Here is a 14,805-nt window from a genome sequence, read left to right as displayed (position 1 = left end):
TCACACATCGGTGTGTATACGCGGTCACAGCGCATTTGTACCGGCATTAAGCCCGGTCGATTCGACCCTCATACGAGCGGTCATTAAGGATTTATGGTTCCTTTCTATAATATAATTCTATTCTTTACAAAAAACTAGGCAAAGACGGGTTTTTGCGGTCAATATCGGGCGGATGAAAAGGCTCCGGGGAAAACCAGGAATATTCCTGGTTTTCCTCCGGCCGCAGATGCGGGATCAGTTTCTGTTTGGTCTAGGACTTCACTTGGGGACGGCGATAACCGACTGCAGGTCCGGCTTCTTCTTCAGCTCTTCCTTCAAGCCTTCGGCGCGGCCCTTGTTCACATAGTCCTTGCTTTGGAAGGAATAGGTGAATTTGGTATGCACATCGTAGGTCCCCGCCATCAGTGCGTAGGCGTCCTCGGTCATCACCAGTTCTTCGTCCGTGGGGATGATGTAGACCGGGATTTTCGATTCCGGTTTGGAGATTAAGGTTTCGGTGTTCCGGGTGCAGGCAAGGTCGTTCTTTTTGGGATCGTAGACAATGCCGATACCCTCAAGGCCTTCCAGGATCTTTTTCCGGATGAAAAAGGCAAATTCGCCAACCCCGGCGGTAAAGACCAGGGCGTCCACCCGGCCAAGGGTCGCCAGGTAGCCGCCTATGTACTTCTTAACCCGCTGGGCTTCCATGTCCTGGGCAAGCTTTGCCCGTGCATCACCCGCCAGGGTCGCCTTCTGGATGTCCCGGCGATCCACATATTGGCCGGTAATACCCAGGAGGCCGGATTTTTTGTTCAGTGCGCTTTCCATTTCCGCGGCGCTCAGGCCGGCTTTCCGCATCACGTAGAAGGGTAGGGCGGGGTCCGCATCACCGGACCGGGTTCCCATGATGAGGCCCTCCAGGGGGGTCATTCCCATGGATGTATCGAAGGAGCAGCCGTCTTTAACGGCGTTTACCGAGGCGCCGTTGCCCAGGTGACAGATGATCAGGTTGGTCTTGTAGGGGTCCTTGCCCAGGAGCACCGCTGCCCGTTTGGCGGTGTAGAGGAAGCTGGTGCCGTGGAAGCCGTAGCGGCGTACCGAGTGCTTCTCGTACCAATCGTAGGGTACTGCGTAGAGGTAGGATTCGGGGGGCATGGTCTGGTGCCAGGCGGTGTCCATGATGGCGCAGTGGGGCACATTGGGGAGTACCTTCTTGGCCGCCTGAATCCCCATGATATTGGCGGGGTTGTGCAGGGGGCCCAGGTCCTTAACTTCATCCAGGGTCTTCATCACATCATCATCCACAATGACCGATTTGATAAACTTATCGCCACCGTGAACCACCCGGTGCCCCACGGCCTTGATAATCCCCATATCGGTGATTACCCCGTGCTCCTTGTCGGTCAGGAGCTTGATGATCAGGTTCACCGCCTCGGTGTGGTCCGGGCAGTCATGCTCCACCACGTACTCTTCCTTACCCTTGGCCTTGTGGGAGATAAAGGAACCCTTCAGGGTAACCTTTTCCACGTTTCCCACCGCCAGGATATCCTTAGCTTCCCAATCGTAGAGCTGATACTTAGCGGAAGAAGATCCGCAGTTTAATACCAAAATAACCATGTATAACCTCACTTATTATTGATTTTTGTGCGTCTCGACAAAATTATAGCATGGGGGACGGCGCTTTGTCAGGATGGCAATGCAGCTTTTTGTTGAAAGACCGCGATTAATATGGTATATTCGGGATAAAGGATAGGATGATGGCATTACCACTGGAAAAATCGTATTATACCTACGCCGATTACCTTGAGTGGGACGAAGATGTTCGGGCTGAAATTATTGACGGGGAAGTGTTTATGCTCGCTACCCCTGATCTGACCCATCAGATAATAAGCCGGGCCTTATTTCGCCAAATTGATGCTTTTCTGAACGGGAAACCCTGTCAGCCCTTCTATGCGCCCGTTTCCGTCCGCCTGCATCCGGTGGAAGACGATAGTGACGATACCGTATTCGAACCGGATATTATTGTTGTCTGCGACCCATCCAAACTGGATAAAAGGGGCTGTAACGGCGCGCCGGATTTGGTCATCGAGATTCTTTCTCCCTCCACTGCCCGCCATGATAAGGTGCTAAAATTCAACAAATACCAGGATGCCGGAGTCCGGGAATACTGGATTGTGGACCCGGACACCCAATCGGTACAGATCTGCGTCCTTGAAAATGGCCGGTATATCCTTTCTTCCTTTGATGATACCGGAACCGCCCCGATTACGGCGCTGCCGGGCTGCACGATTGACTTAAAGGCCGTTTTTGCCGGTAAGTAGGGGCCTGCTAAACTGCCCTATCAGGTAGAAATGACAAAATCCACCTTATCAAAAACTGACATTTATTCAAGTGGTAAATGTGCTGTTTCTAACACATATTCCCCTCGAATAAATGTCATCCTGGGATTTTGCCGGATTCAGAGCAATTCCGTCCGGCCTGCGGCCTTAATTTGCTCCACAATATTTTTGACTCCCTGGGTTGCGCCTTTTTTGGAGATAAGCACCGAACCGGGGCAGCCGTCCTTTCCCGATTGGACCACCACGATGAGGTCATCCACCCCGCAGAGGGCTACGGGTAAGTCGGCGTGGACAAAACAGCCCGATGAATCCTGGGTGTACACTTCGGCGCCCGGCGCTTCTCCGGAGCTTCGGCCCGGAGAACTGGGGGCCGAAGCAAGCCGAGCGTATTCGTCCCAGCTGCCCACATCGAACCATTCAAACCGGGCGGCGGCCATTACGGTTTGGGAACACTTTTCCGCGATGGCGTAATCCACGGAGATCCCCGGCGCGGCATGGTAGGCCGCTTCCAGGCCGGGCCATTTGTCCAGGACCCGTATGCCCCCCTGAACCGTATAGGCCTCTTCGCCCGGGGCGGCAAGTTTTTCAAAGGCCCTAAAGATCTCCGGGGCATTACGGCGATATTCCTCCAGGATAAAGCGGGAGGAGAAGCCGAACATCCCCGAATTCCAGTAGTAGTTTCCCGCGGCCAGAAACTGTTCCGCCTTTTCCGGACTGGGTTTTTCCCGAAAGGACAGGACCTTGTATACCGCTGTTTCCGCAGCAGCCGTACCAGGGTCCGCAAGGGACTCTCCGGTTTCGATATAGCCGTAGCCGGTTTCCGGACCCCGGGGGGGTATGCCGAAAATCGCCAGATTGCCCTTGGCGGAAAAGGCGGACGCCGCATCGGCATCGGCCTGGAAAACTGCCAGGGGCTGTATGATATGATCACTGGTTAGGACCAGGACATTCCGGTCTTCCCGGTTTTTCCCGCCGGCATAAAAGGCCCCGCAGGCAATGGCGGGGGCGGTGTTTTTTGCCAAAGGCTCGGGGATGAGCACCATACGCCGCTTATCGTTATCGCTGTACTTTTTGCAAACCCTGATAATATGGGGGACATGGGTTTTCCCGGCGATAACAATGACCCGGCCGTCCCCGCCGGTAACTGCCAGGGCCCGGTCCACCGCATCGTTGAAAAAGCTGCCATCGTTATTGACAGAAAGGAACTGCTTGGGGGTTTTGGAATTGCTGGCTGGCCACAGACGGGTCCCGGAACCGCCGGCCATGATAATACAATCGTTAAACATGGGTAGAGCATAGCCTGTGTATTGAAGGTTGTGAAGGGTGTGGTTGGAATAACCACGGGCTTTATGAAAGGAAAATCGACCGCGAAGAAGACCGCTTATCGCGGTCAATTAAAAGAGCGCAAAGGCGAAAAAGGAAAAGGAAAAGAAAGGGAGAAGAAAAGAAAAAGGAAAGGAAAAAGAAAAGAAAATTTTTTGCGCCTTCGGCGCCTTTGCGGTTAAAATTCTTCAAATCAGGGGAATTTCACAGCGCTTGAAAAGTAAATGATGGAGCTCTGGCATAGTACTAAGCAATAATTGACCATGTTGCTTTCCTGCAGCATACTGGTTGCTGTAGAAAGGAGGCTTTCCATGGGGTTGGGGAAAATTCCGCGGTTTATGCTGATTGGGGTGTTCATGCTGGCGGCTTTCGGTGTGCTGGGCGCGCAGCAGAAGTTTGCCCTGGTGATTGGCAATGGGACGTATACCACGGTGGGGCGGCTGAACAATCCGGTGAACGATGCGTCGGACATGAAAGCCGCGCTGGAGGGCCTGGGCTTCCAGGTGGAGCTGGTGCTGAACGGCAACCTGGGCGCTATGGAGGACGCGGTGATACGCCTGGGCCGGCGGCTGTCCGGGGCAAAGGATGCCTACGGCTTTTTTTTCTATGCCGGCCACGGGGTACAGTCCAATGGGGACAATTTTCTGATCCCCGTAGATGCGGATATACGCTCCGAATCCCTGCTACGTACCAAAGCCCTGGTAGTGCAGGCTGTTTTAAACGAGCTTGAGCAGGCGGAGAACGCCCTGAACGTGGTGGTCCTGGACGCCTGCCGGGACAATCCCTTCAGTTGGAAAGCCCGTGGCGGCGGCAGGGGCCTCACGGTGGTGGGCGCCCAGCCCGCAGAAAGCATCGTTGTGTACGCCACCAGCGCCGGCAGCACCGCCTCCGATGACGGCGGGGGCCGTAACGGCCTGTTCACCACCCACCTGCTGAACAACCTGAAAACCCCGGGCCTGGAAGTAATGGAACTGTTCACCCGTGTAGGCCGCGACGTATCCCGCGCCAGCAGCAACGCCCAGCGCCCCGCCGTCTACACTCAGTTCTTCAACACCGCCTACCTCGGCAGCGTCCCGGCCACCCCCCGGCCCACGCCCACCCCGACGCCCGCCCCCGCAACGGGAGACGCCAAGGCCAGCTACGACAGGGGCGTTGCTGCCAACGGCCGGAAGGACTATGATACCGCCATAAGGGAGTTTACCGAAGCTATCAGGATCAATCCCAATTATGCGGATGCGTATTTTCTCCGCGGCTTTGCGTATGGATCCAAAGGTGACAATGACCGTGCTATAGCAGATTATACCGAGGCAATCAGGCTCAATCCCAATTATACGAATGCGTATTATAACCGCAGCCTTGCGTATGGAGCCAAAGGTGACAATGACCGCGCCATAGCAGACTATACCGAGGCTATCAGGCTCAATCCCAATCATGCGAATGCGTATTATGGCCGTGGCTTGGTGTATTACAACAAACACGAATATGACCGGGCCATAGCGGACTATACCGAGGCCATCAGGCTCGATCCCAATTATACGGATGCGTATTATAACCGCGGCCTTGCGTATCAGGATGGAAAACGTGACTATGACCGCGCCATAGCGGACTATACCGAGACTATCAGGATCGATCCCAATTATGCGGCGGCGTATATTAACCGCGGCAATGCGTATAGAGCCAAAGGTGACAATGACCGCGCCATAGCGGACTATACCGAGGCTATCAGGATCAATCCAAATTATACGCGTGCCTATACCAACCGCGGCAACGCCTACAAGGCCAAAGGCGACCAGGCCCGGGCGGACGCGGATTTCGCTGCGGCAAAGCGGCTTGGGAATTAGGCGGGAGTGGGGAATTACCGGTAAGGTCACCGCTTGTCAGCAATTCCGCATTAGGAATAACCACGGACCTCACAGACTAATCGATGAATGATTCCTACTATTTTTGTCTTTCCCCGTCTTTGTCCGTGTGGTCTGTGGTTAAACTTCTTCAAATACCAAAACCTTCTGCGCCTTCGTCGCCTTTGCGGTTAAATTTCTTCAAATTATGGTAATTTCTCAGCGCTTGAAAAGTAAATGCAATAGCCCTGAATAATTGACCATATCGCTTTCCTGCAGCATACTGGTTGCTGTAGAAAGGAGGCTTTCCATGGGGTTGGGGAAAATTCCGCGTTTTATGCTGATTGGGGTGTTCATGCTGGCCGCTTTCGGCGTGCTGGGCGCGCAGCAAAAGTTTGCCCTGGTGATAGGCAATGGGACGTATACCACGGTAGGGCGGCTGAACAACCCGGTGAACGATGCGTCGGACATGAAGGCTGCCCTGGAGGGCCTGGGCTTCCAGGTAGACCTGGTGCAGAACGGTTCCCTGAAACAGATGGAGGACGGGGTGATGCGCCTGAGCCGGCGGCTTTCCGGTTCCAGGGGTTCCTACGGCTTCTTTTTCTACGCCGGCCACGGGGTACAGTCCAGCGGGGAGAACTACCTGATCCCCGTGGACGCGGACATCCAGGCCGAAACCATGCTGCGCACCAAGGCCCTGGTAGTCCAGTGGGTACTGGACGAGATTCAGCAGGCGGAGAACGCCCTGAACGTAGTCGTCCTGGACGCCTGCCGGGATAACCCCTTCAGTTGGCGGACCCGGGGCGGCGGCAGGGGCCTCACGGTGGTAGGCGCCCAGCCCGCAGAAAGCATCATCGTGTACGCAACCAGCGCCGGCAGCACCGCCTCCGACGGCGCCGGAGGCCGTAACGGCCTATTCACCACCCACCTGCTCAACAACCTGAAAACCCCGGGCCTGGAAGTGAAGGACCTGTTCAACCGCGTAGGCCGCGACGTGTCCCAAGCCAGCAACAACGCCCAGCGCCCGGCAATCTACTCTCAGTTCTTTAATACCGCCTACCTCGGCAGCACCCCATCCACCCCCCGCCCCACACCCACCCCGACGCCCGCCCCCGCAACGGGAAACGCCAAGGCCAGCTACGACAGGGGCGGTGATGCCTACAACCGGAAGGAGTATGACACCGCCATAAGGGAGTATACCGAGGCTATCAAGCTCAATCCGAATTATATGGAGGCATATAATGACCGCGGCATGGCGTATAGAGCCAAAGGCGACAATGACCGCGCCATAGCGGACTATACCCAGGCTATCAGGATTAATCCCAATTATGCGCTGGTGTATGTTAACCGCGGCGTTGCGTATGAAAACAAACGTGACTATGACCGTGATATAGCGGATCAAACCGAGGCTATCAGGATCAATCCTAATTATGCGCTGGCGTATTATGACCGTGGCGTTGCGTATGGAGCCAAAGGTGACAATGATCGCGCTATAGCAGATTATACCGAGGCCATCAGGCTCAATCCCAATTATACGAGTGCGTATTATAACCGCGGCATTGAGTATGGAGCCAAAGGTGACAATGATCGCGCTATAGCAGATTATACCGAGGCCATCAGGCTCAATCCCAATTATACGAGTGCGTATTATAACCGCGGCATTGAGTATGGAGCCAAAGGTGACTATGACCGCGCCATAGCGGACTATACCGAGGCTATCAGGCTCAATCCCAATTATGCGAATGCCTATACCAACCGCGGCAACGCCTACAAGGCCAAGGGCGACCAGACCCGTGCGGACGCGGATTACGCCGCAGCCCGGCGGCTTGGGAATTAGGTGGGAGTGAGGAATTACCGGTACGGTTACCGCTTGTCGGCAATTCCCCATTAGGAATAACCACGGACCTCACGGACTAATCGATGAATGATTCTTACTATTTTTGTCTTTCCCCGTCTTTGTCCGTGTGGTCTATGTGGTCCACGGTTAAACTTCTTCAAATACCAAAAACCTTCTGCGCCTTCTTCGCCTTCGCGGTTAAACTTCTTCAAATCAAAGTAATTTCCCATCGCTTGAAAAGTAAATGCAGGAGCCCTGAATAATTGACCATTCCCCCCTTTTAGGTATACTAATTACCTATGGAGATATTAACCCTAGGCAACGATTTGCTGCGCCAAAAGGCGGAACCGGTCAAACCTATTACTGCTGAATTTGTAAAGATCGCGGAAGCGATGATCGAAACCATGCATCAAAGCAAGGGTATAGGTCTGGCGGGCCCCCAGATAGGGCTTATGAAGCGGATATTTGTGATCCATATCGAAGGGGATATTCCCCGGGTGTTTATCAATCCCTCAATTGTGGCCACTTCCCAGGAGACGGTTAAGCAGGAGGAGGGCTGCCTTTCCCTTCCCGGGATCTGGGCCGATGTGGTCCGTCCCGAATCGGTGAAGATCCAGGCATGGAACGAAAAAGGCCGGCCTTTTACCATGGAAACCGATGGAATTTTAGCCCGGGTGATCCTGCACGAATACGATCACCTTGAGGGAACCCTCTTTATTGACCGGATTCCCGAGTCCAGGCGGAATAAAGTCCTTGCTAAATTCGAAAAACAACAGCAAGTTCCCGCGCGTGACTAGATAATAACCAAATACCGGAATATACTAACTTTTCTGTAAAACGGGGTGGGGTATGGTGGACAAAATTCAGCTAAAACAGGGGATCTGCGCCGGTATTGACCGGGCGGGGGATAGGATAAAACAGTACGCTCAGTCCATTCTGGAGGAGCCCGAACTGGGGTTCAAGGAAAAGAAGACCGCTGCCAAAACTGCCGAATTCTTCCGTACCCTGGGCCTTAAACCCGAAGAGGGCCTGGCCATCACCGGTGTAAGGGCGGTGCTTGAAGGGAGCCGGCCCGGGCCTACCATCGCCATCATCGGGGAACTGGACGCTATTGGCTGCCCGGAGGCGCCCCTGGCAAACCCCGAGACCGGGGCGGCCCATACCTGCGGCCATTTTCTCCAACTGGGCGCCATGATGGGGGCTGCGGTGGCCCTGACGGAGCTTTTTAAACAAGAAAAATTCTGCGGCAGGGTGGTCTTTTTTGCCGTTCCCGCGGAAGAATATGTGGAAATTGCCTACCGGACCCGGCTGCGGGAGGAGGGTAAGATACATTTCCTGGCGGGCAAGGAGGAACTGATCTACCGCAACGCCTTTGAGGGGGTGGACCTTGCCATGATGGTCCATTCCAGCGCCTACAGCCCGGAACCTGCCGTCTTTATCGGGGAATCGAGCAATGGCTTTGTGGGTAAGACCATTCGGTATATAGGCAAGGAAGCCCACGCCGCCGCCGCTCCCCACGAGGGGATCAACGCCCTCAATGCGGCAATGCTGGGCCTTATGGGAATCCATGCTTTGCGGGAGACCTTCAAAGACGAAGACCATATCCGGGTACATCCGATTATCACCAAGGGAGGGGATCTGGTTAACTCCGTTCCCGCGGATGTACGGCTGGAAACCTATGTCAGGGCGAAGACCATGGAGGCCATTGAAGGGATCAACGAAAAAGTCGACCGGGCCCTTCGCGCCGGGGGTGACGCCGTGGGGGCGGAGACGGTCATAAACACCAGTCCCGGCCAACTGCCCCTTAGCTGCCCCAAGGTAATGAACGATATCTTTATTGAAAACGCCCAATTTGCCCATCCGGGCATCGGTATCCACCATGTGGATCATTTCAGCGGCTCCACCGATATGGGAGATCTATCCCATATTATTCCCTCCATCCATCCCTATATCGGGGGCGTTACCGGCGCCCTCCACGGCAGGGATTTCGCCGTAACGGATTTTTCCGCAGCCTGTCTGCTGCCGGCAAAGGCCATGGCCTTAAGCGTGGTGGATTACCTCTACGGCGAGGCCGAAACGGCAAAAAAGATAATTTCGGAAAACAAACCCGTCCTAACCAGGACGGAATATATCGCAAAGATGGACAAATATTTTAGTTAAGTTAAAGGAGGAGACGGGATGAAAAATATCAAACTGCATATTTTGGTAATTTTTCTGATCATTGCGGCGGAGCTGATAGGAACCCTGAGTTTTCAGGTTGGTCCGGGGAAGGTGGTGCTGGTGCCCATGTTTTTCGCCCTCATTTTGGGGATTATATTAACCCTTAAACCGGTTAAGGTGGCGAAGCCCAAGGACATGACCGATGCGAGTTCCCTAATCGGTCTTACCCTGCTGCTGCTGATGGCGCGCTACGGCACCATGGTGGGGCCGACCCTGCCTCAGATCATTGCCGCCAGCCCCGCACTCATTCTGCAGGAACTGGGCAACCTGGGCACTGTATTCCTGGGTATTCCCGTGGCGGTATTCCTCGGCCTGAAAAGGGAATCCATAGGCGGCGCCCACTCCATCGCCCGGGAGCCCAACGTTGCCCTTATCGGGGACATGTACGGCCTCGATGGTCCTGAAGGCCGGGGGGTTATGGGGGTGTATATCTGCGGTACCGTCTTTGGTACGATTTTTATCGCCCTGCTGACCACCCTTTTTGCGGCCTATCTGCCCTTCCACCCCTATTCCCTGGCTATGGCCGCCGGTGTGGGAAGCGCCAGTATGATGACCTCCTCTGTGGCGGCCCTGGCTGCCATGTTCCCGGATATGCAGGCTAATATTGCCGCCTTTGGCGCGGCCAGCAATATGCTGAGCGGTCTTGACGGTCTGTATATATCCCTGTTCCTGGCGCTGCCCCTTTCGGAATGGCTGTACCGGAAATGCTACAAGGTAAAATACGGGGTACTTCCGGAAAAAGCGGTTAGGCTGGATAAAAAAGCAAAGAAAGAGGAGGCGGCAAAATGAAATTACTTGATTCGGTCATCGTCCTCTTGATAGTCGGCTGTATGTCCCTGCTGGGCAACCTTATCGGGTACCATAACTCCATTATAGACGCCGCCCCGGGCATGGTCATACTTATCGCCATAGCGGTGGCGGGTTTACTCCTGGCGCGGCTGTTTCCCAAGATTCCTGCGGCTGCCTATATTGTTACCCTGGGTTGTATATTAACCGTTCCCTCCGTACCGGGCGCGTCTATTATTAACCCGCTTATTGCCAAAGTTAGTTTTATGTCTTTGACCACCCCAATACTCGCCTATGCCGGTATCGCCATAGGCAAGGATCTTGAGGTCTTCAAAAAAGCCGGCTGGCGAATAATAGTACTGGCCATCGTAGTCTTTACCGGAACCTTTTTGGGTTCGGCCATTATCGCCGAAGTGGTACTAAGGCTGCTCGGGCAAATATAGCCGGATAGCGATAGGACCGGAATGAGGATACTTTTTGCGGGAAGCCCGGTAATCGCCGTACCCTCCCTGGAAGCTTTGGCCCGGCTGAGTCTGGAGGACGCTCGCTTCCGGCTGGTGGGGGTGCTCACCAACCCGGACACAAAGCGGGGCAGGCGGGGCGATCCGGAACCCACCGACATCGGCGCTGCGGCGGACCGCCTTTCGGGGGATTTTGCCGGCATACCGGCGCCGGTTCAGTTTAAGCCGGAAAAGCCCGATGGGGCGGTACGGGAAGCGGTTGCCGCCCTGAAACCGGACTTGTTGGTGAGCTTTGCCTACGGGCACATCTTCGGGCCCCGGTTTTTAAGCCTCTTCCCCCTGGGTGGAATCAATGTTCACCCTTCACTGCTCCCCAAGTACCGGGGGGCAACCCCTATTCCGGCGGCCATCCTGGGCCGGGACAGGGAGACCGGGGTGACCATCCAGCGGCTGGCTCCGGAAATGGACGCCGGGGACATCCTGGCCCAGGAACGATTCCCCCTCAATGGCCGGGAAACTACCCTTTCATTGAGCCGTATTGCCGCCGAAAAGGGGGCCGAACTTCTCCTTACGGCGCTTCACGATTTAGCCCTGGACAGCGCCGCCGGGAGACGTCAAAATAATGATGAAGCCACCTACTGCTCTATTATTAGTAAGGAGGATGGCCTTATCGACTGGTCACAGGGGGCGGCGGAGATTGACGCAAAGATCCGGGCCTATACCCCCTGGCCGCTTTGCCGGACCTTTCACGGGGAGGAACCGCTCTATATCCTTGAGGGGGGGCTTCCTGAGGAACCGGTTCAGGCCGAAAACGCCGGGCCCTTGCTGCCGGGGACGGTGTTGGGCATAGACAGGAACTCGGGTATTCTGGTACAAACGGGAGACGGGGTTTTTGCTGTCCAGCGGCTCCAATACGCGGCTAAAAAAGCCCTGGCGTGGCGGGATTTTCTGAACGGCGCCAGGGACTTTATCGGAGCCCGGCTCACCGGGTTAGTGTAAGAGGGTAATATGGGTTTTCGGGACCGGGTTAAGTTTCATATAGATTTTGGCTCTATCGAAGGGTACGTGGGGAACCATCTGCGGTTTTTCATTTCCCTGGCCATAGGGCTCATCGTTTTTGTGGGCATTATTGCCCTGGCGGTATTTTTTGTTGCCGTCCGTGGGGCGGAGCAGACCATGGTGCCCGATGTCCGGAACATGGAGCTTACCGAGGCGCTTTTGGAACTCCAGGTGAAGGAGCTGTATCCCCGGCTTCAGCTCCGGTTTTCCCACGCTGCCTCTGATCGGGGCCGGGTTTTGGAACAAAACCCCGAGGCGGGGACCATCGTTAAGGCGGGCAGGCGGATTCGGCTTGTGGTGAGCCAGGGGGTGGTGATCAACAATGTGGAAAACTATGTGGGCCGCAATATTGATGAGGTCAGGATGGATCTCCAAGCCCTCTTTACGACCGCTGTGCCCCTGTTTTCGTTAAAAGAACCCTTTATGTACCAGTTTTCACCGGAAGTTCCGGGGACTATACTTCAGCAGAGCCCCGAACCGGGGACCACCATTTCCGGCCCCACGGTCCTGGAACTGGTGATCAGCCGGGGTTTGGAGCGGGAAATGATCAAGATTCCCGGGCTGACGGGGCTTACCATCGGGGAATCCCTGGATCTTATCGGGAAATCGGGTGTACGATTTAGCTTTTCAGAGCGGCCTCCCCGGACCGGTGAGAAACCGGAAACGGTATTAAGCCAGACCCCGGCGGCAGGGACCGTGACTGAAGCCGATACAGAGCTTTCCCTGGTGGTAAGTTCCCCGGCGGTTCTTAATGAAGGTGAGGTTTTTGACATCTTTTCCTATACCCTGCCGGTAAATCCCTATCCCCTGTCGGTCAGTCTGGAGGCCATGCTTCCTTCGGGGGAACGCCGGCCTTTGATAACCGTGAACCACCCGGGGGGTAAATTCACCGTCCCCTACCGCCTTCCTGCGGGGTCCATCCTGATCCTTTCCATGCTCAACCGCGAACTGTACCGGGAAGAAATTTCCCTCCCTATTGATCGGATCTGAAAAGCCGATATATAGGGTAGGGGGAAAATTGTTTTCCAAGGAACTTAGAGAACTGATTTTTAGCGTCATCACTTCCTGGCAGGTGATAGTCGTTACCATCGGAATTGTCATCTATATTTTCATTGTTTCCTCCGTGGCCCAGCTCTACCGCAGCGCCCGCCCCAAGGAGCCCAAGGGCAAAAAGCCTAAGAAAGAGGCAAAAGCCGAGGCCGCCGTAGAAGCCGGGGAAGGGGACGATCTGGGGCTTGGGGAATAGATATGGTAATTTTGTTCTTCCAGGGAAAATGACCAATCTTTTTTAGCTGTCCCGTGCTGATAAGCCGCCGGATAGTTCTTTTTACATCCTCTTCGGACCAGCGTATTGATTCAGAACCCGCGAGAATGGGGATCGCCTCCTCCGGAGTATAGGCCCGGCGATTCTTACGAAAAAAGTCCAGGACACTTTTCTCCTCCCGCAGCCCGGCCTCCGCATTTCCGTTACAAACATCGCAGCAATCCGATTCGGGCCTGTCCCCGCCGCCCTGGTAGTTGAGCAGGGTAAGCAGGGCTTCCCGCCGGCAGCACGTAGTATCCCTGCCGTACCGGAACAGCGCTTCCAGCCGCGCTTTGTCCGCGTCCCTGCTCGCCCGTTTCAGGGCCAGGGTATCGTCGGGGCCCCAGAGCAGGATGGCCCGGGAAGGCCGGCTATCCCGTCCCGCCCGGCCGGATTCCTGCAAATAGGCTTCTACCGAGGGCGGACAGTCCCGGTGTATCACCGTGCGTATGTCCGCTTTATCTACCCCCATGCCGTACGCGCAGGTCGCCAGTAATACTGCTTCGGGGTTTTTAAAAAACCACTGTTCCACATCGGTCTTTTCCTCCCGGCTTAAACCCGCGTGGTAGAACCGTATTTCCCGGGCCCAGGAAAATTCCGCCGCCAGTTCGTTCTGCAGGTACCGGGCCAGCTTTTCCGTCCCGTTCCGGGATGAGCAGAACACAATAGCCGGCCGCTGATGCCTGACGAGCAGGTCCCGCACCGCCAGGTCCCGGAGTATGCAGCCCCGGGCGGAATAGCTGATATTACTCCGGTCCGGGTTACCGATGATACGGTGGGCGTCCGTACCGCCGAAGATATATTTCCGGATATTGTTTAAGACCGGAGTTGAAGCTGTGGCGGTAAAGGCTGTTACCAGGGGCAGCCCCGGGTTGGTATCCGCAGTATTGCTGTTTCCTGCGGCTGCCCTGATAATCTCGGCGATCCGCAGATAGCTTGGCCGGAAGCTCTCCCCCCATTCGCTTACGCAATGGGCTTCGTCAATAACCACATGAACAATGCCCAGGGTTCCAAGCTTTTCCATCACCTTTGGTGTCAGGAGTACTTCGGGATTGGCAATGATGAACCGGCTTTCACGGCTTTCCACCTTTTTCCAGATTGCCTCCCGTTCCTCCCGGCTCTGGCCGCCCCGGAGTATTACCGGCGCGAAGGAGCGTTCCTGTAAACGCCGTTCCTGATCCGCCATGAGGGAGAGGATGGGGTAGATCACCAGGGTGGGCCCTTCGAAGAGCATGGCGGGGAGCTGGAAACAGAGGGACTTCCCGGCGCCGGTGGGCAGTATTACTATCTGACGGCCCATTGCGGTGCGGTCCGTGTTGTCTGTACGGTCCGTATCGTCGGTGGGGCCGGCGTTGTCATCGGCATCCTTCCCCGGCTCAGCAGTCCCGTCATTCTGTAAGCCCCCGGGCCAATGAACCGGCGCACCGGCGGCCTCCGCCGCTTCCAGGATATTCGCCACCACCAGCCGCTGGTAGGGGAACAGGTAGGACAGGCCGAAGAGTTCCTTTACCGCCTGGGTTACCGGGTCGGGGATTTCGGTATCCTCTGTTATTTCCCGGGGTGTTATACGTTCCGTTACTTTATCTTCATTCATTTTTTCCGCCTCCGGTAGCTATATGGCGGAAACGGGAAAAACGCTTTAGTCAGTGGAAAAAAATCG

The 14,805-nt window shown here is 55.4% G+C and carries 14 protein-coding genes; 11 read left to right on the top strand and 3 right to left on the bottom strand.

Annotated elements, in window-relative coordinates; genetic code table 11:
- Positions 1-258: 258 nt before the first annotated feature.
- Positions 259-1,596 carry an acetate kinase gene (locus tag LQZ19_RS15220; protein WP_411048538.1) on the bottom strand — a complete coding sequence of 446 codons (1,338 nt, stop codon included), beginning with the start codon at positions 1,594-1,596 and terminating at the stop codon, positions 259-261.
- A 137-nt stretch (positions 1,597-1,733) separates the two neighbouring features.
- On the opposite strand from LQZ19_RS15220, the gene LQZ19_RS15215 reads away from it, so the two are divergent.
- Positions 1,734-2,300, top strand: a complete 567-nt coding sequence (locus LQZ19_RS15215) for a Uma2 family endonuclease (protein WP_411048536.1) — start codon at positions 1,734-1,736, stop codon at positions 2,298-2,300.
- Positions 2,301-2,437: 137 nt separating this feature from the next.
- On the opposite strand, the gene LQZ19_RS15210 is transcribed toward LQZ19_RS15215, so the two are convergent.
- Positions 2,438-3,604: a mannose-1-phosphate guanylyltransferase gene (locus LQZ19_RS15210; RefSeq protein ID WP_411048535.1), complete on the bottom strand. Its 1,167-nt coding sequence runs from the start codon at positions 3,602-3,604 to the stop codon at positions 2,438-2,440.
- A 21-nt stretch (positions 3,605-3,625) separates the two neighbouring features.
- On the opposite strand from LQZ19_RS15210, the gene LQZ19_RS15205 reads away from it, so the two are divergent.
- The 10 genes from LQZ19_RS15205 to LQZ19_RS15160 all read left to right on the top strand — a co-directional run bounded on the left by LQZ19_RS15205 (position 3,626) and on the right by LQZ19_RS15160 (position 13,088).
- Positions 3,626-3,823: a hypothetical protein gene (locus LQZ19_RS15205; RefSeq protein ID WP_411048534.1), complete on the top strand. Its 198-nt coding sequence runs from the start codon at positions 3,626-3,628 to the stop codon at positions 3,821-3,823.
- 129 nt (positions 3,824-3,952) lie between these two features.
- Entirely contained in the window at positions 3,953-5,482 is a 1,530-nt protein-coding gene (locus LQZ19_RS15200) for a tetratricopeptide repeat protein (protein ID WP_411048533.1), read from the top strand.
- A 307-nt stretch (positions 5,483-5,789) separates the two neighbouring features.
- Positions 5,790-7,316 (top strand): tetratricopeptide repeat protein, encoded by a 1,527-nt coding sequence (locus LQZ19_RS15195; protein ID WP_411048532.1) that lies wholly within the window; start codon positions 5,790-5,792, stop codon positions 7,314-7,316.
- Between the two features lie 299 nt (positions 7,317-7,615).
- The gene (gene def, locus LQZ19_RS15190; RefSeq protein WP_411048531.1) at positions 7,616-8,113 is read left to right on the top strand and encodes a peptide deformylase; all 498 of its coding nucleotides are present in this window, start codon (positions 7,616-7,618) and stop codon (positions 8,111-8,113) included.
- A gap of 52 nt (positions 8,114-8,165) precedes the next feature.
- Positions 8,166-9,476: an amidohydrolase gene (locus LQZ19_RS15185; RefSeq protein WP_411048530.1), complete on the top strand. Its 1,311-nt coding sequence runs from the start codon at positions 8,166-8,168 to the stop codon at positions 9,474-9,476.
- Between the two features lie 18 nt (positions 9,477-9,494).
- Entirely contained in the window at positions 9,495-10,325 is an 831-nt protein-coding gene (locus LQZ19_RS15180) for a DUF3100 domain-containing protein (RefSeq protein WP_411048529.1), read from the top strand.
- Entirely contained in the window at positions 10,322-10,765 is a 444-nt protein-coding gene (locus tag LQZ19_RS15175) for a DUF340 domain-containing protein (RefSeq protein WP_411048528.1), read from the top strand. The genes LQZ19_RS15180 and LQZ19_RS15175 overlap by 4 nt, the downstream gene beginning before the upstream one ends.
- 21 nt (positions 10,766-10,786) lie before the next feature.
- The gene (fmt, locus tag LQZ19_RS15170) at positions 10,787-11,782 is read left to right on the top strand and encodes a methionyl-tRNA formyltransferase (RefSeq protein WP_411048527.1); all 996 of its coding nucleotides are present in this window, start codon (positions 10,787-10,789) and stop codon (positions 11,780-11,782) included.
- A gap of 9 nt (positions 11,783-11,791) precedes the next feature.
- Positions 11,792-12,832, top strand: a complete 1,041-nt coding sequence (locus LQZ19_RS15165; protein ID WP_411048526.1) for a PASTA domain-containing protein — start codon at positions 11,792-11,794, stop codon at positions 12,830-12,832.
- Positions 12,833-12,860: 28 nt separating this feature from the next.
- The gene (locus LQZ19_RS15160) at positions 12,861-13,088 is read left to right on the top strand and encodes a hypothetical protein (RefSeq protein WP_411048525.1); all 228 of its coding nucleotides are present in this window, start codon (positions 12,861-12,863) and stop codon (positions 13,086-13,088) included.
- Here the strand turns inward: LQZ19_RS15160 and LQZ19_RS15155 are convergent.
- Positions 13,018-14,739 (bottom strand): RecQ family ATP-dependent DNA helicase, encoded by a 1,722-nt coding sequence (locus LQZ19_RS15155; RefSeq protein WP_411048524.1) that lies wholly within the window; start codon positions 14,737-14,739, stop codon positions 13,018-13,020. The two genes, LQZ19_RS15160 and LQZ19_RS15155, sit on opposite strands and share 71 nt — an antisense overlap.
- Positions 14,740-14,805 lie beyond the last annotated feature (66 nt).

Origin of the sequence: Treponema primitia, assembly GCF_046533075.1 — a bacterium.
In the GTDB taxonomy this organism is placed as follows: Bacteria; Spirochaetota; Spirochaetia; order Treponematales; family Breznakiellaceae; genus Termitinema; species Termitinema primitia_B.
Note: the sequence above shows the minus strand (reverse complement) of the source record. Positions and strands in the feature narration are given on the sequence as shown.